General features: G+C 70.6%; 21 protein-coding genes. 11 read left to right on the top strand and 10 right to left on the bottom strand.

The features are described from left to right. The 3 genes from ACS5Q7_RS22850 to ACS5Q7_RS22840 all read left to right on the top strand — a co-directional run. On the top strand, positions 1 to 400 hold a 400-nt coding region (locus ACS5Q7_RS22850), incomplete at its 5' end, for a transketolase C-terminal domain-containing protein (protein ID WP_478341561.1). Between the two features lie 75 nt (positions 401 to 475). Continuing rightward, on the top strand, positions 476 to 748 hold the full coding sequence (locus ACS5Q7_RS22845; protein ID WP_478341560.1) for a hypothetical protein: 273 nt from the start codon (positions 476 to 478) through the stop codon (positions 746 to 748). Continuing rightward, on the top strand, positions 745 to 1,398 hold the full coding sequence (locus ACS5Q7_RS22840) for a Fic/DOC family protein (protein WP_478341559.1): 654 nt from the start codon (positions 745 to 747) through the stop codon (positions 1,396 to 1,398). Before ACS5Q7_RS22845 ends, ACS5Q7_RS22840 begins: the two co-directional genes overlap by 4 nt. Before the next feature lie 3 nt (positions 1,399 to 1,401). Here the strand turns inward: ACS5Q7_RS22840 and ACS5Q7_RS22835 are convergent, their stop codons facing one another. Then, entirely contained in the window at positions 1,402 to 2,475 is a 1,074-nt protein-coding gene (locus tag ACS5Q7_RS22835; protein WP_478341558.1) for a tartrate dehydrogenase, read from the bottom strand. 75 nt (positions 2,476 to 2,550) lie between these two features. Then, complete coding sequence (locus tag ACS5Q7_RS22830) at positions 2,551 to 4,440, bottom strand: chloride channel protein (RefSeq protein ID WP_478341557.1); 1,890 nt, start codon at positions 4,438 to 4,440, stop codon at positions 2,551 to 2,553. 281 nt (positions 4,441 to 4,721) lie between these two features. On the opposite strand from ACS5Q7_RS22830, the gene ACS5Q7_RS22825 reads away from it, so the two are divergent. Further along, positions 4,722 to 4,955 (top strand): hypothetical protein, encoded by a 234-nt coding sequence (locus ACS5Q7_RS22825; RefSeq protein ID WP_478341556.1) that lies wholly within the window; start codon positions 4,722 to 4,724, stop codon positions 4,953 to 4,955. Positions 4,956 to 4,958: 3 nt separating this feature from the next. On the opposite strand, the gene radA is transcribed toward ACS5Q7_RS22825, so the two are convergent. Both radA and alr read right to left on the bottom strand, forming a co-directional pair. Further along, complete coding sequence (radA, locus tag ACS5Q7_RS22820; RefSeq protein ID WP_478341555.1) at positions 4,959 to 6,401, bottom strand: DNA repair protein RadA; 1,443 nt, start codon at positions 6,399 to 6,401, stop codon at positions 4,959 to 4,961. A 203-nt stretch (positions 6,402 to 6,604) separates the two neighbouring features. Next, the gene (gene alr, locus ACS5Q7_RS22815; protein ID WP_478341554.1) at positions 6,605 to 7,693 is read right to left on the bottom strand and encodes an alanine racemase; all 1,089 of its coding nucleotides are present in this window, start codon (positions 7,691 to 7,693) and stop codon (positions 6,605 to 6,607) included. Positions 7,694 to 7,943: 250 nt separating this feature from the next. Between alr and ACS5Q7_RS22810 the strand changes: the two genes are divergently transcribed. The 3 genes from ACS5Q7_RS22810 to ACS5Q7_RS22800 all read left to right on the top strand — a co-directional run bounded on the left by ACS5Q7_RS22810 (position 7,944) and on the right by ACS5Q7_RS22800 (position 10,900). Continuing rightward, the gene (locus ACS5Q7_RS22810) at positions 7,944 to 8,540 is read left to right on the top strand and encodes a CvpA family protein (protein ID WP_243956128.1); all 597 of its coding nucleotides are present in this window, start codon (positions 7,944 to 7,946) and stop codon (positions 8,538 to 8,540) included. A 123-nt stretch (positions 8,541 to 8,663) separates the two neighbouring features. Beyond that, on the top strand, positions 8,664 to 10,151 hold the full coding sequence (gene purF, locus ACS5Q7_RS22805; protein WP_478341553.1) for an amidophosphoribosyltransferase: 1,488 nt from the start codon (positions 8,664 to 8,666) through the stop codon (positions 10,149 to 10,151). Between the two features lie 5 nt (positions 10,152 to 10,156). Then, on the top strand, positions 10,157 to 10,900 hold the full coding sequence (locus ACS5Q7_RS22800; RefSeq protein WP_478341552.1) for an SDR family NAD(P)-dependent oxidoreductase: 744 nt from the start codon (positions 10,157 to 10,159) through the stop codon (positions 10,898 to 10,900). 18 nt (positions 10,901 to 10,918) lie between these two features. Here the strand turns inward: ACS5Q7_RS22800 and ACS5Q7_RS22795 are convergent, their stop codons facing one another. Beyond that, complete coding sequence (locus tag ACS5Q7_RS22795; RefSeq protein WP_478341551.1) at positions 10,919 to 12,610, bottom strand: methyl-accepting chemotaxis protein; 1,692 nt, start codon at positions 12,608 to 12,610, stop codon at positions 10,919 to 10,921. Between the two features lie 203 nt (positions 12,611 to 12,813). Here ACS5Q7_RS22795 and ACS5Q7_RS22790 point away from each other — a divergent pair, with 203 nt between their 5' ends. Both ACS5Q7_RS22790 and ACS5Q7_RS22785 read left to right on the top strand, forming a co-directional pair. Continuing rightward, positions 12,814 to 13,224, top strand: a complete 411-nt coding sequence (locus tag ACS5Q7_RS22790; RefSeq protein WP_478341550.1) for a dihydrofolate reductase family protein — start codon at positions 12,814 to 12,816, stop codon at positions 13,222 to 13,224. Further along, positions 13,221 to 14,339 carry a carboxylate-amine ligase gene (locus tag ACS5Q7_RS22785; protein WP_478341549.1) on the top strand — a complete coding sequence of 373 codons (1,119 nt, stop codon included), beginning with the start codon at positions 13,221 to 13,223 and terminating at the stop codon, positions 14,337 to 14,339. The genes ACS5Q7_RS22790 and ACS5Q7_RS22785 overlap by 4 nt, the downstream gene beginning before the upstream one ends. Positions 14,340 to 14,351: 12 nt before the next feature. Here ACS5Q7_RS22785 and ACS5Q7_RS22780 read toward each other — a convergent pair whose 3' ends face one another. Next, the gene (locus tag ACS5Q7_RS22780) at positions 14,352 to 15,221 is read right to left on the bottom strand and encodes a LysR family transcriptional regulator (protein WP_478341548.1); all 870 of its coding nucleotides are present in this window, start codon (positions 15,219 to 15,221) and stop codon (positions 14,352 to 14,354) included. A 163-nt stretch (positions 15,222 to 15,384) separates the two neighbouring features. Between ACS5Q7_RS22780 and ACS5Q7_RS22775 the strand changes: the two genes are divergently transcribed. Beyond that, complete coding sequence (locus ACS5Q7_RS22775; RefSeq protein WP_478341547.1) at positions 15,385 to 16,899, top strand: MFS transporter; 1,515 nt, start codon at positions 15,385 to 15,387, stop codon at positions 16,897 to 16,899. Between the two features lie 43 nt (positions 16,900 to 16,942). Here the strand turns inward: ACS5Q7_RS22775 and ACS5Q7_RS22770 are convergent, their stop codons facing one another. From ACS5Q7_RS22770 to ACS5Q7_RS22760, 3 genes are all read right to left on the bottom strand, one after another. Then, a complete protein-coding gene (locus ACS5Q7_RS22770) occupies positions 16,943 to 17,263 on the bottom strand; it encodes a winged helix-turn-helix domain-containing protein (RefSeq protein ID WP_478341546.1) in 321 nt (106 codons plus the stop codon). Positions 17,264 to 17,417: 154 nt separating this feature from the next. Then, on the bottom strand, positions 17,418 to 17,804 hold the full coding sequence (locus ACS5Q7_RS22765; protein ID WP_478341545.1) for a PilZ domain-containing protein: 387 nt from the start codon (positions 17,802 to 17,804) through the stop codon (positions 17,418 to 17,420). After that, a complete protein-coding gene (locus tag ACS5Q7_RS22760; RefSeq protein ID WP_478341544.1) occupies positions 17,801 to 18,865 on the bottom strand; it encodes an HD-GYP domain-containing protein in 1,065 nt (354 codons plus the stop codon). The genes ACS5Q7_RS22765 and ACS5Q7_RS22760 overlap by 4 nt, the downstream gene beginning before the upstream one ends. Positions 18,866 to 19,343: 478 nt before the next feature. On the opposite strand from ACS5Q7_RS22760, the gene ACS5Q7_RS22755 reads away from it, so the two are divergent. Further along, complete coding sequence (locus ACS5Q7_RS22755; protein WP_478341543.1) at positions 19,344 to 22,085, top strand: hybrid sensor histidine kinase/response regulator; 2,742 nt, start codon at positions 19,344 to 19,346, stop codon at positions 22,083 to 22,085. 7 nt (positions 22,086 to 22,092) lie between these two features. On the opposite strand, the gene ACS5Q7_RS22750 is transcribed toward ACS5Q7_RS22755, so the two are convergent. Further along, a complete protein-coding gene (locus ACS5Q7_RS22750; protein ID WP_478341542.1) occupies positions 22,093 to 22,398 on the bottom strand; it encodes a PsiF family protein in 306 nt (101 codons plus the stop codon). Positions 22,399 to 22,944: the final 546 nt, after the last annotated feature.

Below are 22,944 nucleotides of genomic sequence, written 5' to 3'. Positions count from 1 at the left end.
GGCGCTGAAGGCGGCGGATGCGCTGGCCGAGCAGGGCGTGGCGGTGACGGTGGCGGATGCGCGCTTCGCCAAGCCGCTGGACGAGGCGCTGATCCTCGATCTCGCGTCGCGGCACGAGGTGCTTTTGACGATCGAGGAGGGCTCGCGCGGCGGGTTCGGGGCGATGGTGCTGCATCTCCTGGCGGAAAAGGGCGCGCTGGATGCGGGCCGGGTGCGGGTGCGGACGCTCACCCTGCCGGATGCGTACCAGGACCACGACAAGCCGGAGAAGATGTACGCGGAGGCCGGCCTCGACGCTCCGAGCATCGTCAAGGTCGTCACCGAGACGCTGCCCGCCGCCAAGGCCGAGAAGGCCGACCTCTCCGACAACGTCGTCAGCGTCCGCCGCCGGCCGCGCTGAGCGGCGATCCCCGCCGTCCGAAAGAGTCGACGGGATGGCGGGGAATGGGGTAGAATTCCTGTCGAGGAGTTCGCCATGACCGCACAGGCTGCCGTTCGTCCCGAGGCCGAGGTGATGACGGCCCGGGACACCATCCGCGATCTCGCCCGCCGTCACGGCATCCGCTACGAGCGGGCGGGGCTCGACGACTGGGCCGAGGCGGTCTCGCGCGTGGCCGGGGACGACGTGGACCTCGATGAGACCGAGTGGCTGCTCGTCGCCCTAGGCCGGGCCGAAGCCATCCCCGACATCGAGAACACGCTGCTTCATGCGCGTTACCTGGCCGAGCGGGACGGCTTGGCCGCTTGAACTTCGACGTCTTCGGCGATTTCGAGGAACGGGGCTATCTCCGCAACGTCGCCGGTCTCAAAGACCTCGCCCGGGTAAAGCAACTCGAGCACAGGGCCTTCATGATGAAGGTCGGCAAGGCCGTCGCTACCCTGTCCCGCCGGAACCCGCTGACCTACGCCGACATCCTCGGCACGCATGCGACCCTGTTCGGCTCGGTCTATCCCTGGGCGGGGAAGGACCGGTGGGAGACCGCGCCGCAGGCCAACATCAGCCGCGGCGGCTACGACAGGATGTTCGCCTTCCCGAAGGACATTCGCCGGGCCGCCGACTACGCCCTCCGGCAGGGCAACGATCACGCGTTCATGCGGGCGAAGCCCGGCGAGGTGCTGGGCTCGCTGGCCCACGCCCATCCGTTCCTCGACGGCAACGGGCGCACCATCATGACGGTGCACACCGTCCTGGCCCACCGGGCGGGCCTCTCCGTCGCGTGGCACGAGACGGACAAGGCCGCCTTCCTGACGGCCCTGACCAGGGAAGTGCATCTGCCCGGTGACGGGCATCTCGACGCCTATCTCGCGCCCTTCCTCCGCGAGCCGAGGCCGCTGGAGCGGGAGGCCGAGGAGCTGAGGGCCCTGACGACCCTCGGCTCCGCGACCGCCGCGGGCTGAGCCTCAGCCCAGCGCCTCCTCCACGGCCTTGCCGCAGGCCTGCGTGTCGGCGTTGCCGCCGAGGTCGCGCGTCCGAAGAGTCCGCTCGGCCAGCACCCGCTCGATGCCGGTGACGATCTCGGCCGCCGCCGCGTGCTCGCCGAGGTGTTCCAGCATCATCGCCCCGGACCAGATCTGGCCGATCGGGTTGGCGATGCCCTGGCCCGCGATGTCGGGGGCCGAGCCGTGGACCGGCTCGAACACCGACGGATGCACCCGCTCCGGGTTGATGTTGCCCGAGGGCGCGATGCCGATGGTGCCGGTGCAGGCCGGGCCGAGGTCGGACAGGATGTCCCCGAACAGGTTCGAGGCGACCACCACGTCGAACCGGTCCGGGTTCAGCACGAAATGCGCGGTGAGGATGTCGATGTGGTACTGGTCCCAGGTCACGTCCGGGTAGGCCTTCGCCATGGCCCGCACCCGCTCGTCCCAGTACGGCATGGTGATCGAGATGCCGTTGGACTTGGTGGCCGAGGTCAGGTGCTTGCGCGGCCGGGTCTGCGCGAGATCGAAGGCGAACTTCAGGATCCGGTCGACGCCGTGGCGCGTCATGATCGTCTCCTGAAGGGCGAATTCCCGGTCGGTGCCGGCGAACATCCGCCCGCCCGCGTTCGAGTACTCGCCCTCGGTGTTCTCGCGGACCACCCAGAAATCGATGTCGCCGGGCTTGCGGTCGGCCAGCGGGCACTTCACCCCCGGCATCAGGCGCACCGGGCGCAGGTTGGCGTATTGGTCGAATTCCCGCCGGAACAGGATCAGCGAGCCCCAGAGGGAGATGTGGTCCGGCACCCGCTGGGGCATGCCCACCGCGCCGAAATAGATCGCGTCGTGGCCCTCGATCTGCGGCTTCCAATCCTCCGGCATCATCCGGCCGTGCTTCTCGTAATAGTCGCAGCTCGCGAAATCGAACCAGTCGAGCTGGAGCGAGAAGCCGTGGCGCTTGGCGGCCTTTTCCAGCACTCGCACGCCCTCGGGCACGACCTCCTTGCCGATGCCGTCGCCGGGAATGACCGCGATGCGGTAGCTGCGCTCTGCCATGGGTTCCTCCGCGTGTTCTCGTCTGCGGCCCAAGGTGCGGACCAGGGGCGCCGGGTCAATCCACCGGCCTGACGTTCACACCGATTCGCCGACCATCGACCGGCGCTGGCGATCCAGTTCCTCGCTGTAGCGCTTGAGCGTGTGGCTCTCGGTGAGGAGCCCCAGCACGGTGCGCGCGGGATCGAGGACGGCGAGTGCCTCGCTCTCCGTCCGGTCGAAGGCGCCGACGGCCTCCTTGGCGTTCATCTCCGGTGTCAGGAAATCGTCGGTGAAGCGCAGGAGGTCGGAGAGCGTCGGCTGCTCGCCGGAGGCGGCGTCGCGGGCCAGCGCATGGGCCTCCGGCACCGAGACGATGCCGGCGTAGCGGCCCGTGCCGTCCGCCACCACCACCCGCGACGGCGAGCCGAGGGGATGGGCGCGCAGGAAGGTCGCCAGCGGGGTGTCGAGGGGCACCGGCCGCACGTCCCGCCGCATCAGCCGCCCGACCGTGAGGGAGCGGATCCAGCCGATGTCGTGGGCGCTGCGGATGCTCTCGCCGCGCAGGTGGAAGCGCCAGGTGGCGAAGGAATAGCCGAAGGTCTTTCGGACGGTCAGCGAGGAGGCGATCACCGCCGCCAGCACGAGGCCGGTGATGGGCAGGCTGCCGGTGGCCTCGAGGGCCAGGAACGTCATGGTGAGCGGGCCGCCGATCACCGCGACGGCGAGCGCGCTCATGCCGATCACCGCGTAGGCCAGCGGCGTCAGGCCGAAACCGGCCATGGCCGGCACGAGGAGCGGGGCCGCGACGGCGAAGAACTTCCCCGCGATGGCGCCCAGGAACAACGAGGCGAAGAACAGGCCGCCGCGAAACCCCGCGCCGATGGAGATGGCCGAGGCGACGGCCTTGGCAACGAACAGCCCGGCCAGCGCGAGGCCGGTATAGCCCTGCGCGCTCTCGAGGAAGTGCCTGTGCAGGGCGCCGTGGCCGCCGGAGAGCACCTGCGGCGTGCCGGCCAGCGCCAGCGCCCCGACGCAGAGGCCGCCGAACACGGGGGCGGTCACGCGCGGCAGGCCGGAGGCCTGGACGATCTGCTCCACCAGGGTGACGCCGCGCATCACCGCGATGCCGAGCCCGGCGCAGAACAGGCCGAGCATCAGGCTCGGCACGATCTCCAGGCTGGTGACGTGGGAGGTGGTCACGGCCTGCATGTTGTCGAAGGCGACGAGGGGCTGCGTGCCGAGGATCGCCTGCGAGATCAGGCTGCCGCACAGGGCCGCCACGACGACCGGCGTCAGCATGGCGATGGAATAGGTGCCGATGATCAATTCGAACGCGTAGAACGCCCCCGTCAGCGGGGCGCCGAAGGCCGCCGCGATGGCCGCCGCCGCGCCGCAGCCGACGAGGGTGCGCAGGTCGCCCCGGCGCAGCTCGAAGGCGATGCCGAGCCGCGAGGCGACGCCGGAGCAGATCTGCGTGTAGCCGGCTTCGAGGCCGACCGAGGCGCCGCTGCCGTTCGAGATGACGTTCTGCAGCCCAAGATAGAGGCTGTCGCGCAGGGACATGCGCCCGCCATGCAGGGCATTGGCCTCGATCGGGTCGATGGCAGGGCGCTTGCGCGGCCCGCGCACGGTGTTGACGACGAGGATGAGGAGCCCCAGCACGATGCCGCCGAGGCAGGGGCCGACGAGCAGCAGGACCGGGTTCACCGCGTCGGCCGCGCTCAGGCGGCTTCCGGCGGGCAATTGATAGAGGAGTTCGCGCAGGCCCTGCGTCAGCAGCGTCATGCCCGAGACGGCGAGCCCCGACACGGCGCCGACGAAGGTCGCCAGCAGGACGAGGCCGCCCTCGCTGCGCCGGACGAAAGCGCGCAGCCGGCCGGGGGCCTGGACGAAGGGCGCGCGCGTCCGCTGTCCGCGGCCTCGCGCGGCCAGGGTGCCGGCATCCGGTTCGGACGCCGCTCCGGGAGAGGGCTGTCGCGCGCTCACCCTGACGGTCATACGCAGGGGAAGGGCGGTGCGTCCACCGGGCGTGCTTCGATCGGCGGGGAAGGACACTGCGCGGGAGGCCCATGAAACCCTCACCGTCTTTGCGAGCGCAGCGAAGTAATCCAGGGCAGCGGGACCTGACCGGATGCGGCGGATCCCTGGATTGCTTCGCTCTGCTCGCAAAGACGGCGTTGGCGGATGGGGGAGCCACGGCCTGTTGCGCGGCAACACCGGATCCCCTTCGGCCTCTGGTGCATTGCCCCCCTTTCGGGAGGATCGAGATGGGTCTCGCCGCGTTCGTGTTCTTCGTCGTCCCGTGGATGGTGCTGGCGGTCTGGCTGTTCCGCCTGCCGAGCGCCCTGCGCCTGGGCGTGGCGCCGACCCCCTGGCGTCCGCTCACCCAGTTTCCCGAGCAGCCGCGCGATCAGCGGACCGAGACCAACCCGGCCAATTCCGGCGCCAACGACGGGTCGAACCTCACCGGCGGCGACAAGCACACCCCCTACATCGCCTGAGGATCAGTACTCGTCCTCGTACTCGTGGGCAGGCGCCCGTCCACGTCCGCCCGCCTTGCCACCCTTGCGCGCCGAACCCGCGCCGATTCCGGCCACGAGGTCGGCGATGTGGCGCAGGGTTTCGACGGAGAGCATCGTCTCACCCTCGCCCCGCCCCTGCGGGATGAGGGCCTTGGCGAAGCCGAGCTTCTGCGCCTCCTTCAGCCGCGCCCCCGCCTGGGCGACCGGGCGGATCGCCCCCGACAGGCCGATCTCGCCGAAATACACCGTCTCGGCCGGCAGCACCGCGCCGGAGAGGGACGAGACCAGGGCGGCGGCCACCGCGAGGTCGGCGGCCGGCTCCACCACCCGAAGGCCGCCCGCGACGTTGAGATAGACGTCGTGGCTCCCGAGCCGGATGCCGGCATGGGCTTCCAGCACCGCGAGCACCATGGAGAGGCGGTTCGGGTCCCAGCCCACCACCGCCCGGCGGGGCATGCCGAGGGAGGAGGGCGCCACCAGCGCCTGGATCTCGACGAGGAGCGGCCGGGTGCCCTCCATCCCGGCGAAGACGGCGGTGCCCGCCGCCTGCTGGTCGCGGCCGGCGAGGAACAGGGCGGAGGGGTTCGGCACCTCCGAGAGGCCGGCATCGGTCATCTCGAAGACGCCGATCTCGTCGGTGGGTCCGAAGCGGTTCTTCACCGCGCGCAGGATGCGGAAATGGTGGCCCTGGTCGCCCTCGAAGGAGGCGACCGCATCGACCATGTGCTCCACCACGCGCGGACCCGCGATCTGCCCGTCCTTGGTGACGTGGCCGACGAGGATCACCGCCGTGCCCGTGGTCTTGGCGAAGCGAATCAGTCCCTGCGCCGAGGCGCGCACCTGCGTGACCGTGCCGGGGGCCGATTCGACGGTCTCGGTCCACATGGTCTGGATCGAATCGATCACCGCCAGGGCCGGGGGCTTCCCCTGGCTCAGGGTCTCGACGATGTCCTCGACATTGGTCTGCGCCGCGAGCCGCACGTCGGCCTTGGCGAGGCCGAGGCGCTCGGCCCGCAGGCGCACCTGCCCCACCGCCTCCTCACCGGAGATGTAGGCGACGCCCGCGCCCTGCTGGGCCATGGCGGCGGCGGCCTGCATCAGCAGGGTCGACTTGCCGATGCCGGGATCGCCGCCGAGCAGGATCACCGAGCCGCGCACGAAGCCGCCGCCGGTCACCCGGTCGAGCTCGCCGATGCCGGAGGGGGTGCGCGGCGCCTCCTTGGCCTCGCCGGTCAGCCCCTCCAGGGGAAAGACCCGGCCGCGGGCGCGGGAGGGACGCGTCGCGGCGGGGCCGGACTGGCCGGGGCCGGCGGAGGTCTCCTCCTGGATCGTGTTCCAGCCGTCGCAGGCCTCGCAGCGCCCGCGCCAGCGGTTGTAGACCGCCCCGCAGGACTGGCAGACGAAGGTCTGGTGGATCTTGGCCATTCCGTTTCGACTCGTCCGCCTGCCGCGCTTCGTCTCCCCACCTTCCCCGTCGTTGCGAGCGCAGCGAAGCAATCCAGGGATGCGCCAGGGTTCGGGACTGTCCCGCTGCCCTGGGTTGCTTCGCTGCGCTCGCAAGGACGGAGGGGGCTGTACCCGTCCGGACAGCTTCTCAGGATGAGGACGTGGAGGGGAGTGTCCTCGTCCTACCCTCTATAATCCCGAACATAACGGGAACCAAGGCTGGTCAGGATCTCGTAGCCGATGGTGCCGGCGGCCTTCCCGACCGCATCGACGTCGAGGCTGTCGCCGATCAGCACGGCCGAGGCGCCCCGGCGGGCGGCGGGGGCGTCGGTGACGTCGAGGATGATGAGGTCCATCGAGACGAGGCCGAGGATCGGGCAGGCGAGCCCATCCACCAGCGCATGGCCGCGCCCGCTCAAGGCGCGGGGCAGGCCGTCCGCGTAGCCCAGCGACAGGGTCGCGAGGCGGCGGGGGCCGGGCGCCGTCCAGCGGCCGTTATAGCCGGCGCTCATGCCGGCCTCGACCTGCCGCACCTGCACGATGGAGGCTTCGAGCCGCACCACCGGGCTCATCGGGTTCGGCGCGCCGGGGGTCGGGTTGCCGCCGAACAGGGCGTAGCCCGGCCGCAGAAGGTCGTGCCGGGCGCCGTCGAGGAAGAGGCCGGAGGAGTTGGCGAGCGATCCGCGCAAGGCGGGCAGGGCCTTCCGCACGCGGGAAAAGTCCGCGATCTGGCGGGCATTGACCGGATCCGCCGGCTGCTCGGCGCTGACGAAGTGGCTCATCACGAGGTCGATTCCGGCCGCCGCGATCCGGGGATCGCCGGAGAGCGCCAGGGCCTCGGGCACGGACAAGCCGAGCCGGTTCATGCCGGTATCGACATGGAGCGCCGCAGGGTGGCGCCCCCGCGAGAAGGCGGCCCATTCGGACAGTTCCTCCAGGCTCCCGAGGACGGGGCGCAGGCGCGCTTCCGCGAAGGCCGGCGACGAACCCGGCGGCAGCCCGTTCAGCACGTAGATCGCGGCCTCCGGCAGGGCGTCGCGGGCGGCCTGCCCTTCCGAGAGATGGGCCACGAAGAAGCTGCGGCACCCGGCGTCCCACAGGGCGGGGCCGGCGCGGTCGATGCCGGTGCCGTAGGCGTCGGCCTTGATCACCGCGCCGCATTCGGCCCCCGGCGCCAGGGCGGCGAGGCGCCGCCAGTTGGCGGCGAGCGCGGAGAGGTCGACCGTCAGCCGGCCGCCATGCCCCCCGGCTCTCCCCCGCACCTCAGCCACACCGCCTCTCCCGCTCGCATCGTCACGCCGGACGTAGAGCCACAGCCCCCCATTCGGCAACGACGGAACCCGCAAGGCCGCTCCGGCGAGCCCGGGGGCACTGGCCCATTCTGATGCAACGGTGATACAGGGCGTCACCCGTCCGCCGCCCCCCGGTGACGGCCGAGGTTCGGCAAGATATACTGAGGGAGTGGTCGGGAGAGCCGCACGGGCCTCGTCGGCGCTTCCCGTGCGTTCCTGAAGTGAGGCAATGCCGTTCACAGTCCTCGATCTCGTGGTCCTCGGCATCGTTGCCGTGTCCGCGCTCCTGGCGGCCGTCCGTGGCGTGACGCGCGAAGTCCTGGCGATCGTCGCCTGGGTCGTCGCGGCGGCGGCGGCATGGTCGTTCTTCCCGATGCTCCTGCCCACCGTGAAGCAGCACGTGAGCAGCGACACGGTCGCCCTCGTGGGCTCCATCGCGGCGATCTTCCTCGTCACGCTCATCATCGTGTCGATCATCACCGTGAAGATCTCCGACGTGGTGCTCGATTCGCGCATCGGCGCGGTGGACCGTTCCCTCGGCTTCCTGTTCGGCGCGGCGCGGGGCTTCCTGATCTGCGTGATCGGCTGGGTGTTCCTGTCCTGGCTGGTGCAGGGCAAGGTGCCGGATTGGGCGGCGCAGGCCCGCTCCCGGCCGATGCTGGAAAAGTCCGGCGACGCGCTGGTGGCGCAGCTGCCGGAGAACCCGGAAGGCTTCCTCAAGCAGTTCAAGAAGCCCAAGCCCGTCAGCCCGCCGAACGAGGCGGCCGATGCGCCCGCCGACGACGCGACCGTCCAGAAGCGGACCGAGACGGCCCCCAAGCGCTGACCGGCGCGGGCCGCTGCCCTGCGGCCGACGCCGTTGGCCTGCGCGGCGGGAGCGATTACATGACGGCGGCGTGACGCAGGCCGCCTTGTGTCCGTCGCCCCCAGGAAGTGACCGAGCCCGATCATGTCGCGAGCCCCCGTCGACGCCTCCGAGGATTTCGATACCGCGCGGTTCGACCTCGATGGCGATACGCTGCGCGAGGAATGCGGGATCTTCGGCATCTTCGGCCACCCGGACGCCTCGGCCATCGTCGCGCTGGGGCTCCACGCCTTGCAGCACCGGGGCCAGGAGGCGGCGGGCATCGTCTCCTTCGACGGCAAGGTCTTCCACTCGGAGCGGCGGCCGGGCCTCGTCGGCGATTCGTTCTCGGACGCGGCGACCATCGAGCGCCTGAAGGGCCGCTCGGCCATCGGCCACGTCCGCTACTCCACCACGGGCGGGACGATCCTGCGCAACGTCCAGCCGCTCTTCGCGGAGCTGGCGGGCGGCGGTCTCGCAGTGGCCCATAACGGCAACCTGACCAACGCCCTCTCGATTCGCCGCGACCTCGTGCGCGACGGGGCGATCACCCAGTCCACCTCGGACACGGAGGTGATCCTCCACCTCGCCGCCCGCTCGCGCAAACCCCGCATCATCGAGCGCTTCATCGATGCGCTGCAGGCGATCCAGGGCGCTTACGCCCTGGTGGCGCTCACCAACAAGAAGCTCATCGGCGCCCGCGACCCGCTGGGCATCCGCCCGCTGGTGCTGGGCGAACTCGACGGGCGCTACATGCTCGCCTCCGAGACCTGCGCCCTCGACATCATCGGCGCCCGCTACGTCCGCGACATCGAGAACGGCGAGATCGTCGTGATCTCGGAGGAGGGGATCGAGTCGATCCGCTTCGCCGATGCGCTGCCGATGCGCCCCTGCATCTTCGAGTACATCTACTTCGCCCGGCCGGATTCCATCGTGAACGGCAAGAGCGTCTACGCGGTGCGCAAGGCCATCGGCCACGAACTCGCCCGCGAATCCCGCGCCGAGGCGGACGTGGTGGTGCCGGTGCCGGATTCCGGCGTGCCGGCGGCCCTCGGCTACAGCCAGGAGACGGGCATCCCCTTCGAGATGGGGATCATCCGCAACCACTATGTCGGGCGTACCTTCATCCAGCCGACCCAGTCGGTGCGCGAACTCGGCGTGCGCATGAAGCACTCGGCCAACCGCGCGGCCATCGCCGGCAAGCGCATCGTGCTGGTGGACGACAGCCTGGTGCGCGGCACGACCTCGGTGAAGATCGTGCGCATGATGCGCGAGGCCGGCGCGGCGGAGGTGCATTTCCGCATCGCGTCGCCGCCGATCACCCACCCCGACTATTACGGCATCGACACGCCGGAGCGGGAAAAGCTGCTCGCTGCCACCCACGACCTCGAAGGGATGCGCGAGTATATCGGCGCGGATTCGCTCGCCTTCCTCTCGATCCCCGGCCTCTACCGGGCGATGGGCGAGACGGAGCGGCGCAGCGCCTGTCCGCAATACACCGACCATTGCTTCACCGGCGACTATCCGACGGGGCTGACCGATCTGGCGATCGCCAGCCCCCGGCAGATGGCGATGCTCGCCGAGGCGGATTGATCCCGATGGCTCCCCAATCCCTGGACGGCCGCGTCGCCGTCGTCACCGGCGCCTCGCGCGGCATCGGCCGCGCCGCCGCCCTGGCCCTCGCGGAAGCGGGGGCTCACGTCGTGGCGGTGGCCCGCACCCAGGGCGCCCTGGAGGAACTCGACGACGAGATCCGCCGGATCGGCGGCAGCGCCACCCTGGTGCCCCTCGACCTGAAGGATTTCGACGCCATCGACCGCCTCGGCGGGGCGATCCACGAGCGCTGGGGCAAGCTCGACATCCTGATCGGCAACGCGGGCGTGCTCGGCGTGCTGATGCCGCTCGGCCATATCGACCCGAAGATCTGGGCGAGCACGCTGGACATCAACGTCACCGCCAATTGGCGGCTCATTCGCTCCCTCGATCCGCTGCTGCGCATGTCGGATGCGGGCCGAGCGATCTTCGTGACCTCGGGGGCGGCGCATTCCTGCCGGGCCTATTGGGGTCCCTACGCCGTCACCAAGGCGGCCCTCGAGGCGCTGGTGCGCACCTACGCCGCCGAGACCGAATCGACGGCGATCCGCGCCATGCTGGTGAGCCCCGGGGCGCTGCGCACCCGGATGCGCCGCTCGGCCATGCCGGGGGAGGATCCGCAGACCCTGCCCACGCCGGAGGATCTGGCCCCGCATTTCGTGCGCCTCGCCTCCCCCGACTGGCGGGAGACCGGCCTGATCTACGATTTCAGGCAGGACCGGCTGCTGACGCCCCGCGCGCCGGAGTGAGCGGCGAGGGCGAAGCCCTCACGCCGCCTTCACTTCGGCGAGAAAACCGCCGACCTCGTGCGTGAGCCGCGCGGATTGCTCCGACAGGGCGCGGGCCGCCTGAAGCACCTTCGCGGCCTCCAGCCCGGTGCGCTCGCTGCCCTCCCGCAGGCCCGCCAGGGTGGTGCTCACCTCGGCCGTGCCGCCGGCCGCGTGGGCGACGCTGCGGGCGATCTCGCCCGTGGCGCTGCCCTGCTGCTCCATGGCGGCGGCAACCCCCCCGATCCGCGCCGACATCTCCCCGATGGCCGCGCCGATGCGGCGGATGTCGCCCACGGCGGCCTCCGTCGCCGCCTGGATCTGGCCGACCTGCACGCCGATCTCGTCGGTGGCCCTGGCGGTCTGCCCGGCCAGCTCCTTCACCTCGGCGGCCACCACCGCGAAGCCGCGTCCGGCCTCACCGGCGCGGGCGGCCTCGATGGTCGCGTTCAGGGCGAGCAGGTTGGTCTGGCCGGCGATGGCCGAGATCATCTGCACCACCTCGCCGATCCGCAGGGCGGCGGCGGACAATTGCTGCACGGTGGCGTCGGTGCGGGTGGCATCCGCCACGGCGCGCCCGGCCATGTCGGAGGAATGCGAGACCTGCTCCAGGATCTCGTGGATCGAGGCGGTCATCTCCTCGCTCGCCGCCGCCGCCGTCTGGACGCTGGCGGAGGTCTCCCGCGCGATGCCGCCCGCCGCGACGGTGCGGCGTGTCCCATCCTGCGCGGTCTCGGTCATGGAGCGGGCGGTGGCCTCCATCTCGGCCGAGGCCGAGGAGAGGGCGCGGGTCAGACCGGAGACCCGCTCCTCGAAGGCTTGCGCGAGGGCGTCGAGGGCGGCGGCGCGCCGGGCGGCGGCCTCGCTGCGCGACGCCTCCGAGGCGGTGAGGTGCCGCGCGGCGGCGGCATCGTCCTTGAACACCTGGAGGGCGCGGGCGAGGAGGCCGATCTCGTCCCGACGCTCCGTGCCGACGACCGTGACGCCGAGATCCCCGGCGGCGAGGTCGTTCATCGCCTTCGCCATGCGGGCGAGGGGGCGGGCGATCCCGTACAGCGCGATCGCCGCGAGCAGGGCGAAGGCCGCGCTCAGGCCCAGGCCGGCGAGCCAGGTCAGGCGGTCCTTCGTGGCGGCGGCGACCCGCTCGGCGTTCTCCCGCGCGGCCGAGAGGTCGCCGAGCGCCCGCGTCACCCGCGCCTCGACGGCGGCGAGCGCCTTCGCGCGCAGGGGCGCCTCGTCCTGCGTCGACAGGGCGAAGGCGATATCGGTCATGCCCTGCTTGGCGTTGGTGACCACCTTGTCGGAGAAGGCGAGGTAGCCCTTCACGGCGTCGCGGGCGGCTTCGTCCTGTGTCCGCTGCTCCGCATCCGTGGCGAGCGAGGCGAGACGCTCGGCTTCCCGGCCCGCCCGCGCCTCGGCCTCGCGGTGCTTCTCGGCCAGAGCCTGCAGCACATCGCCGCTGCCCTCCACGATCACGCCCTTCTGCGCGATGGTCGCCGCGTTGAGGGCATCCGCCATCCGCAGGGCGGCGACGACCCGGTTCACTTGGCCGTCGACGATCTCGTCCGCGGTGCCGCGCAGGGTGTCGAGGCCGGAACGGGCCATGAGCAGCAGCCCCGCCGCCATCAGCAGCACGAGCCCCGCCGGCAGGGCAAGCTTGGCGATGAGCCTCAGATCGTTGAACGAGCGCATGACGAAGACCCGGAACTGAAACAACCTTCGGCCTGAGGCGACACCACTTACAATCCAAGGCGTTAACGCGGAGTTGTTCTATAGAAGCGTCGAAAAAGTTGTACTTATAGTTCCACTCTCCAAATACGCGAATGAGGAACGCCGGTCCGCTTGGCCCGGCGGGCCGGGGCCGGCTATGGAACGGGGGAGGCGGGAGGAACCGAATGATCGACGTGCGGGCGATGTGCGCCATCGGGCAGCGGGGCCAGCTCGGCCTGGACGGGCGCCTGCCCTGGGAGGGCAACACCGATCCGCTCTACGTCGAGGACGTGACGCGGTTCTTCGCCGAGACGCAGGGCCACGTGCTCATCGCCGGGCCGAAGACCATCGAGGCCGTGCCCGCATTCGCCTTCCGCGACCGCACCATCGACGTGATCCGCTCCCACGAGGATCCCGAGGCGGTCCTCGCGCGCTATCCCGGACGGCGGATCTTCGTCGGCGGGGGCATCGCGGTGTGGAACGTCTACGCGCGCTACATCCAGAACTGGGACATCACGCGCCTGCCCTATGACGGCGAGGCCGACCGCTGGTTCGACCCCGCCTGGCTCGTCGGCGGCGCCCTGAGGCGGACATGAGCGAGCATCCCTACGGCTTCGGCATCGAGGAGGAATACTTCCTCGCCGATGCCGCCACCCGCGACACGCCGCAGGGCGACCTCGCCGCCTTCCATGCCGAGGCGAAAGCGGGCCTGCCCGAGACCGGGCGGGAGTTGGTCGCGGCGCAGATCGAATTGTGCACCCCGCCGCTCGCGGCGATGGACGCGGCGCGGGAGAATCTCGCCGGCCAGCGCGCCCACCTGAGGGGAATCGCGGCGAACCACGGGCTCGCGCTCCTCTCCTGCGGCACCCAGCCCCTTGCCCGGCGCCGGAGCCAGACCGCCTCGGACGGCGAGCGCTATCAGGACATCCTGTCCGATCTCGGCATGGCCGCCCGCCGGGCGCTGATCAGCGGCATGCATGTCCATGTCGAGGTGCCCGATCCCGACGCGCGGGTCGACCTGATGAACCGGCTCCTGCCGTTCCAGCCGATGCTGCTCGCGCTCTCGGCCTCCTCGCCCTTCTGGCAGGGGGAGGCGACGGGGATGCGCGCCTACCGGCTCTGCGTCTTCGGAGAGATGCCCCGCACCGGCTTCCCCGAGATCTTCGCGGACGCCGCCGCCCATGACCGCCTCGTGGCGATCCTGACCCGCGCGGGCGCCATCGCGGATGCGAGCTACCTGTGGTGGTCGCTGCGGCCCTCGATCAAGTTCCCCACGCTGGAACTGCGCATCGCCGATGCCTGCACGCGCCTCGACGATTCCTTCTGCATCGCCGCCCTGTTCCGGTGCCTCGTGCGCCTGTGCGTGCGCCGGCCCGATCTCAATGCCGGGCTCGACGGCGTGTCGCGGGCGCTCGCCGGCGAGAACCTGTGGCGCGCCCAGCGCGACGGCATCCACGCGGCGCTGATCGACGAATCGCGCGGGAACGCGGTTCCCTTCGCGCAGGCCCTGGAGGCGGTGCTGGCCCTCATCGCGGAGGATGCGAAGGCGCTCGGCTGCGAGCGCGACGTGGCCCGCGCCCGCGCCATCGTCGCGGAGGGCACCAGCGCCGACCGCCAGATCGCGGCCTACGAGGCGGCCCGCGCCGCCGGCCGGGACGAGCGCGGCGCGCTCGCGGCGGCGGTGGACTGGATCGCGGGGGCGGTGGCGTAGGGCTGTCGTGCGTCAGCCGAGGCCGGCGGCCTGCCGGCTCGGCTTGCCATGTTCCCGGAAGGCCGCCGTGATGGCGCGCAGCGTCTCCTTGGTCTTTGGATCGGACAGGGACGAGTGCAGCACGATCGCTAGCGAGGGCAGCGGCGGCAGGCCGAAGGCCTTCCCGACGTCGATGACACCGGCGGGCGCGAGGCGGCGCGGATAGGCGGAGACCGCAAGGCCGGCCGAGAGGGCGGCCGCGATGGCCGCCGTGCCGCCGACAAACACCTCTTCCCACGCGATCGCCGCGCGGTCGAGCAACCGCGTGGCGACGTCGCGGACCGCGCAGCACGGTGACGTGGCCGCGAGCCGCAGGGGCTCGCCCGCCCGGTACTCGAAGCTCGGCGCGGCGAACCAGGCGAAATGCTCGGCGCCCAGCACCTCGCCCTCCCGTCGGTCGTCATCGCTGCGGATGATGACGGCGTCGAGGGTCCCTTCCTCGAACCCGTCCATGAGCGTCCGAGAGGAATCGACCAGCACCTCGACCGTCAGTGCCGGATCGAGATCCTTGAGCTTGGCCAGCAGCACCGGCACCTCCGGCCCCATGACATGGCCCGCGATGCCGAGGCGGAAGCGCCGCCGCGTCGCCGTCAGCCCGGCGAGCGCCCGTTCGTGCGCCGCCAGGAATTCCCGCGCGGCGGGCAGGAAGGTCTCGCCCTGGGCGGAGAGCCGCACCTGCCGAGGCGTGCGCTCGATGAGGCGCGCCCCGAGCCGGTCCTCAAGGCGCTTCAGCTTCACGCTCACGGCGCCCTGCGTGGTGCCGAGCGCCTCCGCCGCGCGGGTGAAGCTTCGGTGGTCCGCAACGGTGAGGAAGGTACGGACACCCTCGACGTCCAGCGCCATCGCCCCGTCCATCCAGAATCGTTGTCACAGATATCGTTTGCCATCCTCGATGCGAATAAGCAAGATCGAGTGTGATCAAGATCTATCAATTCGCTCTAATATAGAAGTATTGATGGATCGAGATCGACAAAAATCGGTCGGCGTGAGGTCGATGGTTCCGCATATGACCAAGGTGTTGTGTCGTGAACACCAGACAGGGCTCGAAAAAAAGCATGCGGCTTTGGCCGCGATTTGCTTGTCGGCGTTGATGCTGGGCCTGGAAATCTCGAGTATCCCGAGCATCCTCCCGACGCTGGAGCACGTCCTGCCGGCCGGTTTCCGGCAGCTCCAGTGGATCATGAACGCCTATACGCTGGCGATGACCACGAGCCTGATGGCGGTGGGGGCCCTGGCCGACCGGTTCGGCCGCAAGCGGGTTTTCATGGCAGGGATCGCCGTGTTCGGGGCGGCGTCCCTGGCCTGCGGGCTCGCGACGTCCGCCCCCGTCCTGATCGCCGCCCGCTTCGTCCAGGGCATCAGCGGCGCGGGGATGCTCGCCTGCCAGATCGCCGTGCTGTCGCACCAGTTCCGGGACGGCCCCGAGCGCGGCGCGGCCTTCGGCTGGTGGGGCGTGATCTTCGGGATCGGCCTCGGCTTCGGCCCGCTGGTCGGCGGCCTGACCGTCGTCCTCATCGGCTGGACGTGGGTCTTCCTCGTTCACGCTCTTCTGGCGCTCGCGACGTTCGGGCTCGCCCATTACGGCGTGGCCGAATCCCGCGACCCCCACGCCCTCCGGATCGACTTGCCCGGCATGGCGACGCTCTCGGCGTCCGTCTTCTGCCTCGTCTTCCTCATCATGCGGGGGCGGGGGCTCACGGCGGCCGATCCGGCGGGGCTCGGGCTCGCCGCAATCGGCGTCGTGAGCTTCGGCGCCTTCGTCGCGGTGGAGATCCGCGCGAGACGGCCGATGTTCGCGTTCGACGCCTTCCGCATTCGGGCCTTCTCCGGCGCGCTCATCGGCTCGGCCGGCATGAACTTCAGCTTCTGGCCCTTCGTGATCTACCTGCCGATCCGGTTCCAGGCCGAATTCGGTCTGACGGAGGCCACGGCCGGGCTCGCGTTGCTGGCCTACACCCTGCCGACGCTGATCGTGCCACCCTTCGCGGAGCGCCTGTTGGCGCGACGCGGGCCGGCGGTGGTCATTCCCCTCGGCCTTTTCACGATCGGGCTCGGGTTCATCCTGATGCGGATCGGCGCGACGTGGTGGGCGATGCTTCCGGGCTGCCTCGTGGCGGGGGCGGGGCTCGGCCTGACCAATACGCCCGTCACGAACACCGCGACCGGCGCCCTGCCCATCGAGCGCGCCGGGATGGCCTCCGGCATGGACGTCAGCGCCCGGATGATCGCTCTGGCGCTCAACATCGCGCTGATGGGCGCCCTGCTGCTCCAAGGCGTCGGCGCCGGCCTCCTCCAAGGGGCGAGCCATCTCGACGTGGCGATGCGCGAGAATCTCGCCGAGGCCATCGCCGCCGGGAATTTGGCGAGCGCGGAGGTCGGCGGGATCGATCCGGCGCTGGCGCGGGCGGCGCTGGCCGAAGGTTTCGGCCGGGTCCTGCTCTATGGCGCCGCGTGCGCCTTCGGGGCGGCGGGACTGAGCCGCCTCGCCTTCGGCTGGCGCAAGACGGGCGTCGCCGCCTGACGGGGCGGAACCATCCGGCCGAGGCGCTCGCGGCGGCGGTCGTCTAGAGCCCGTCGAGGAACGGCGCGGCGGCGGCTTCGGCCGCCTGCTCGATGGCGCGGTAGCGGGCGACGATGTCGGTGCCGAGGTCCGACAGGCGGGCGCCGCCCCCGGCGCGACCGCCGGTCTGCGCCTCCACCACCGGCCGGCCGAAGCCGGCGTTCATCGCTTCCACGAGAAGCCATGCCCGGCGGTAGGACATGCCGAGCGCACGCCCCGCCGCCGCGATCGAGCCGTGCTCCGCGATCTTCTCCAGAAGCGCCACCTTGCCCGGCCCGATCCGGAAATCCGGCCGGATGTCGATCCGAATGCTGAGCCGCGCCATCGTCCCGTCCGCCGTCGCGGTCCCGCCCTAGTGCAGTGACGCACTCACTCCGTTCATGCGTCTCTGCCCTAGCTTCTTGTTTCTGCATCAATTTTTCCAGACACGGCTGACGCCTTCGTCTGGATCGATGCACGAGCACGCCGGGGCGGTCCGGTCAGAACGCCGAGATCCGGCTGCCGCGCAGGCCCCTGATGGCGCCGCCGCTCGGCTCGGGTGCTGCGGCCTCCGGCTCGGGCTGCTTGACCGCCTTCGCCTCCAGCTTGCCGACCCGCTCGATCTGCACGCCCACATGGGAGCCGCGCCGCCACGCCACCTTCACGGCGCAGACGAAATCGTGCCCGATCACCCGGAACATGAAGCGTTCGGGCAAATCCATTCCCTCCGGCACCGCGAGCCGCGCGCCCGAGGCCGAGATGTCCTTCACCGAGGTCGCGATCTCGGTTCCGTCGAACAGGCGGATCTTGGCGATCCAGTTCGTTTCCTTGCGCTCCTCGCGGCGCACGTTCCGGAACATGATGTCCGCGTCGCTGGCATCCGTCATGCCGTTGCCCCTATAGCCGCCGCGTCGAATGCGTCCGCCACCGGCCGGAAGGCGCGCACGAGGTCGGCGTCCAGCCGGCCCGCCATCGACTCGATGATCGCGAGCGCGGCGGTTTCGGACATGGCCGACTTGTAGGGACGCCGCTCGATCAGGGCGGCGTGGATGTCGCAGATGGTCACGAGCCGCACCAGATCGGGGATCTCCCGGTCGCGCAGGCCATCCGGATAGCCGGAACCGTCGAGCATCTCGTGATGGGAGCGGACGACGGTGAGCGTCGACGCGTCGAAGCCGGAGCCCACGAGCATCGCATGGCCGATGGCCGCATGAGTGCGCATCACCTGCAACTCGTTCGGGTCGAGGCGCCCCGGCTTGTTGAGGATGGCGGCGGGAATCCGCGTCTTGCCGACATCGTGCAGCAACGCCGCCTTGGCGAGGTGGTGCCGGTCGGACGGGTTCAGGCCCAGGGCGCAGGCGAAGGCGGCCGAGAGGCCGGCCACGAGCAGGATGTGCTGGTGCGTGACGTCGTCGAAACGCTGCACCGCCCGGACCCAGTCCGCGATGCCCGTCTCGAGGATGGCCTGCGCGACGAGTTCGGTGCCGGTGTCGGCGAGGTCCGGCGTCGGCGCCTCGCCGGAGAAGAACACATCGTCGAGGAAGCGTCCGGCCTCGCGGGCATGGCGGTGGGCGGCGGCCGAGGCGGGTGCGAGGGGCACCGGCCCGGCCCGGTCGCGCACCCGCTCCGGCAGCAGGCGCAGGGCCTTGGCGGCGGGGACGGTCTCGGCGCCGATCAGCCGCGCCTGGATCTCGGCGCGAGCGGCATGGCGATGCACGAGGAGGATGTGTGGCACGCCCTGGCCGTGCACCGCGTCGAGGCAGCGGCGCAGGCGCACCAGCGCATCGGAGGTGAGGTCCTGCACGTCGCTGACGATGAGCGACGGGCGTCCGGACGGTGCGTCCGTCTCGTAAAGATCGTGGATGCGGCAGGATTGCGGATCGTCGAGACCCCGCGCAAGCCGTTCGGAATGACGAAGATCGTCACTGATCAGAAGGATTTCAGACATGGCGGCCGGCGCTCGGGCGCCCGTCGAGTGGCATGATTCCGATCTCCCACCGGAAGTCGCATCACAATGCCACGATGAATCCTAATCAATCTCTACTTCCGCGCGAGTCGCCGCCGAAGACAGGACAGGCGCCACTATAAACGCAACTGGAAGTTTAATTCCGGGGACGAAAACGGTTCATCCTGCCGGCGCGCGGGCTCCCCGCCAGGGAGCGGTCCCACCGACCATGAACGGGGGGATGCCAAAGTCGGCGGGACCGGCCGGACGAATCCGACGCAATGACCGTGATCCACTCGAATGGGTGCCACAATTACATGGATCAACGGCCCGGAGGAATTTCGTGGACTGACCGAAAAATGGTCAGACATACAACCCAAGAGCGAATCGCTTCCGATCCGGTGCCGCCGGTATTCGGCGTCGCCGGTTTCGGTAAGGCTTATCGGTTAGGACGGCACCCAGTCTTCTGCTGCGTCACCCCATGGACACCCCCACCCCAAAGACACGTCCCCCCCGTTCCGCCACCCTGGAGGCGGAGGCCGCCCTGCGCCTCGCCGAGGCGCGGCTGCTGCGGGCGCAGGAGGCGGGGGGAATCGGCCTGTTCACGGTGGGGATCGCCGACGGCATCCTCTACCCGACCCCGCATTTCTGCCGGCTCTACGGGATGCCGGAGCGGGAGAGCTACCCGGCGGAAGCCTTCGAGGGCCTGGTCCTGCCGGAGGACAGACACCTCGTCTCGACCGCCGCCAACCGCCGCCGCGGCGAGCCGCCGAAGGACGTGGAGTACCGCATCCGCCGCCCCGACACGGGGGAGATCCGCTGGATCGCCCGCAAGGGCGAGATCGAGCGCGACGCGGACGGGCACCCGCTGCGGTTCCAGGGCATCGCGCGCGACGTCACGGAGAAGCGCGCCGTCCGCGACGCCCTGGCCGAGAGCGAGCAGCGCTACCGCGCCCTGTTCGAGGCGGTGGACGACGGCTTCTGCATCATCGAGTTCATCGACGGGCCGGACGGCCCCTTGAGCGACTACGTCCACGTGGTCGCCAATTCCGGCTACCAGCGGCATACCGGCATCCCCGACATCGTCGGCAAGCGCCTGCGCGAGATCGCGCCGGGCGAGGCTGAGGGCTGGCTCGACCTCTATGGCGGGGTGCTGCGCAACGGGGTGCCGATCCGGTTCGAGCGGGCCTTCGTCACTGTCGGGCGGCATATCGAGGTCTCGGCGGCGCGGGTGGAGCCCGCGAGCCGGCGGCAGGTCTCGGTGCTGTTCCGCGACATCACCCAGCGCAAGCGCGCCGAGGATCGCCTGCGCGAGAGCGACGAGCAATTCCGCATCCTGGCCGAGGCGATCCCGAATCACGTCTGGTCGGCCCGCCCAGACGGCGCCCTCACGTGGTTCAACGCGCAGACCTACGCCTATACCGGCCTCGCCCCCGGCCAGCTCGAAGGGCTGGACGGATGGCGGCAGGTCGTCCACCCGGAGGACCTGCCCGGCGCGGCGGCGGACTGGTCCCACGCCCTCGCCACGGGCACGGTCTACCAGCACGAGATGCGGTTGCGCCGGGCGGACGGGGATTTCCGCTGGTTCCTCGTCCGCGCCGAGCCGATCCGCGACGCGGCCGGGGCGATCGCGCGCTGGGTCGGCACCGATACCGACATCGACGAGGGCAAGCGCCGGGCGGTGGCCCTGGAGCGGCTGGTGGCCGAGCGCACCGCCGACCGCAACGCCCTGTGGCAGCTCTCCCGCGACCTGATGCTCCGCTGCACCTTCGAGGGCATCGTCACCGCCGTGAACCCGGCCTGGACGGAAATCCTGGGCTGGCGCGAGGACGAGCTCGTCGGCCGCAACCTGTTCGATCTCGTCCATCCCGAGGATGTGGGACGCACCCTGGAGGGCGCGCGCGACCTCTCCTGCGGGATGTCCCATGCCCGGTTCGACAACCGCTACCGCGCGCGGGACGGGGGGTATCGCTGGATCGCGTGGTCGACCCGCCCGAGCGACAACCTGATCAACGCGGTCGGCCGCGACATCACCGCCGAGCGCGAGCGGGCCGAGGCCCTGGCCCGGACCGAGGAGGCCCTGCGGCAGGCGCAGAAGATGGAGGCGGTGGGCCAGCTCACCGGCGGCCTCGCCCACGACTTCAACAACATGCTCGCCGGCATCGTCGGCTCCCTGGAGATGATGCAGACCCGCCTGCTCCAGGGCCGCACCGGCGAGCTCGACCGCTACATCGGCGCGGCGCAGGGGGCGGCCAAGCGCGCGGCGGCCCTGACGCACCGGCTGCTCGCCTTCTCCCGCCGCCAGACGCTGGACCCGAAGCCCACCGACGTGAACCGTCTCGTGGCGGGGATGGAGGACCTGGTCCGCCGCACGGTCGGCCCGTCCGTCGCCGTGGAGGTGGTGGCGGCCGGCGGGTTGTGGCCGACGCTGGTCGACCCGAGCCAGCTGGAGAACGCCCTCCTCAACCTCTGCATCAACGCCCGCGACGCGATGCCGGAGGGCGGGCGCATCGTGATCGAAACCTGCAACCGCTGGCTCGACCACCGCGCCGCCGCCGAGCGCGACGTCGAGCCCGGCCAGTACGTGTCGCTCTGCGTCTCGGACAACGGCACCGGCATGGCGCCGGCCATCGTCGCCAAGGCCTTCGATCCGTTCTTCACGACGAAGCCCCTGGGCGAGGGCACCGGCCTCGGCCTGTCGATGATCTACGGCTTCGTCCGCCAGTCGGGCGGGCAGGCGCGGATCTATTCCGAGGTCGGGCAGGGCACGATGGTCTGCCTCTACCTGCCCCGCCATCTCGGCGAGGCCGAGGAGGAGGAGATCCCCGAGCCGGTGGAGGCGGCCCAGGCCAGGGCCGGCGAGACCGTGCTGGTGGTCGATGACGAGCCGACCGTGCGCATGCTGGTCGCCGAGGTGCTGGGCGACCTCGGCTACGCCGCCATCGAGGCGGCGGACGGGCCTTCCGGCCTGAAGGTGCTGCAATCGGAGGCCCGGATCGACCTTCTCGTCACCGATGTCGGCCTGCCGGGCGGGATGAACGGGCGGCAGATGGCCGATGCCGGACGGCTGAGCCGCCCGGACCTGAAGGTGCTGTTCATCACCGGCTATGCCGAGAACGCGGCCCTCAACCACGGCCATCTCGCCCCCGGCACGCAGGTTCTGACCAAGCCCTTCGCCCTCGATACCCTGGCCGCGCGCATCCGCAGCCTGATCGAGGGCTGAGGCGGGCTCAGTGCGCCTCCGCCACGGCGCCGCCGAGGCACTGGTGCATGAACGCCTTGCGCTCGGGCCCCTTCGGCAGGGCCTTGGCGACGGCTTGGCTGCGGCAGGCATCGCGCTGGGGCTTCATGCAATCCCGCATGGCCGCCTTGCGCTCCGGCCCCGTCAGGCTCCGGCTGTCGACCTGCGCGCGGCACTGCGCCCGCGCCGAATTCGCCTCCGGCGCGGCGGGGGTGGCGGCTGGCTGCGCCAGGGCGATGCCCGACAGGGCCGCGAAGGTCGCGGCGGCGAGGCACGAATGGACGAGTGGTCTCATGGAGGCTTCCCGGATGGCGGCCCCGTGCGGGCCGGAGGCCGCATGAAGCGGCGGAAACCTATCGTCTCGATGGCAAGCGCGTGACGAAACGTAACGGCGAGGACTTGAGGCCTAGAGCAGTGACGCACTCACTCCGTTCACGCGTCTCTGCCCTAGCTTCTTGTTTTTGCATCAATTTTTCCAGACACGGCCGAAGCCTTCGTCTGGATCGATGCACTAGGGCGGCATCCGATCATGTTGGTTCAGCCAGCCTTCTCCAGATCGTCCCCTCATCCTGAGGTGCCGTCGCAAAGCGGCGGCCTCGAAGGCCTCATCCTGAGGTGCGGCGCAGCCGCCTCGAAGGAGGGCTTCAGGGATCGCGCGGCAGGCTGGAGCCCTCCTTCGAGGCCCGCTGACGCGGGCACCTCAGGATGAGGTGAGAGGGTTGGGGCCGCCTCACCATGATCGGTCGCTGCTCTAGCAATGACAACTAGTCATCGAGGTATCGTCCAAAACTACAACTTCGTTCAGGATGAGGGGCCTATGGAGGGAAGCAGTCTCGCCGAA

The organism is Methylobacterium sp. Gmos3, assembly GCF_056430985.1.
Note: the sequence above shows the minus strand (reverse complement) of the source record. Positions and strands in the feature narration are given on the sequence as shown.

What these genes read in the sequence shown, in the direction of transcription:
- ACS5Q7_RS22845 (WP_478341560.1), top strand. Translation starts at nt 476, where the DNA reads ATGACCGCACAGGCTGCCGTTCGTCCCGAGGCCGAGGTGATGACGGCC.
- ACS5Q7_RS22810 (WP_243956128.1), top strand. Translation starts at nt 7,944, where the DNA reads ATGCCGTTCACAGTCCTCGATCTCGTGGTCCTCGGCATCGTTGCCGTG.
- ACS5Q7_RS22775 (WP_478341547.1), top strand. Translation starts at nt 15,385, where the DNA reads ATGACCAAGGTGTTGTGTCGTGAACACCAGACAGGGCTCGAAAAAAAG.
- ACS5Q7_RS22780 (WP_478341548.1), bottom strand. Translation starts at nt 15,221, where the DNA reads ATGGCGCTGGACGTCGAGGGTGTCCGTACCTTCCTCACCGTTGCGGAC.
- ACS5Q7_RS22755 (WP_478341543.1), top strand. Translation starts at nt 19,344, where the DNA reads ATGGACACCCCCACCCCAAAGACACGTCCCCCCCGTTCCGCCACCCTG.
- ACS5Q7_RS22825 (WP_478341556.1), top strand. Translation starts at nt 4,722, where the DNA reads ATGGGTCTCGCCGCGTTCGTGTTCTTCGTCGTCCCGTGGATGGTGCTG.
- ACS5Q7_RS22835 (WP_478341558.1), bottom strand. Translation starts at nt 2,475, where the DNA reads ATGGCAGAGCGCAGCTACCGCATCGCGGTCATTCCCGGCGACGGCATC.
- ACS5Q7_RS22785 (WP_478341549.1), top strand. Translation starts at nt 13,221, where the DNA reads ATGAGCGAGCATCCCTACGGCTTCGGCATCGAGGAGGAATACTTCCTC.
- radA (WP_478341555.1), bottom strand. Translation starts at nt 6,401, where the DNA reads ATGGCCAAGATCCACCAGACCTTCGTCTGCCAGTCCTGCGGGGCGGTC.
- ACS5Q7_RS22770 (WP_478341546.1), bottom strand. Translation starts at nt 17,263, where the DNA reads ATGGCGCGGCTCAGCATTCGGATCGACATCCGGCCGGATTTCCGGATC.
- ACS5Q7_RS22795 (WP_478341551.1), bottom strand. Translation starts at nt 12,610, where the DNA reads ATGCGCTCGTTCAACGATCTGAGGCTCATCGCCAAGCTTGCCCTGCCG.
- ACS5Q7_RS22800 (WP_478341552.1), top strand. Translation starts at nt 10,157, where the DNA reads ATGGCTCCCCAATCCCTGGACGGCCGCGTCGCCGTCGTCACCGGCGCC.
- ACS5Q7_RS22760 (WP_478341544.1), bottom strand. Translation starts at nt 18,865, where the DNA reads ATGTCTGAAATCCTTCTGATCAGTGACGATCTTCGTCATTCCGAACGG.
- ACS5Q7_RS22765 (WP_478341545.1), bottom strand. Translation starts at nt 17,804, where the DNA reads ATGACGGATGCCAGCGACGCGGACATCATGTTCCGGAACGTGCGCCGC.
- ACS5Q7_RS22750 (WP_478341542.1), bottom strand. Translation starts at nt 22,398, where the DNA reads ATGAGACCACTCGTCCATTCGTGCCTCGCCGCCGCGACCTTCGCGGCC.
- purF (WP_478341553.1), top strand. Translation starts at nt 8,664, where the DNA reads ATGTCGCGAGCCCCCGTCGACGCCTCCGAGGATTTCGATACCGCGCGG.
- ACS5Q7_RS22790 (WP_478341550.1), top strand. Translation starts at nt 12,814, where the DNA reads ATGATCGACGTGCGGGCGATGTGCGCCATCGGGCAGCGGGGCCAGCTC.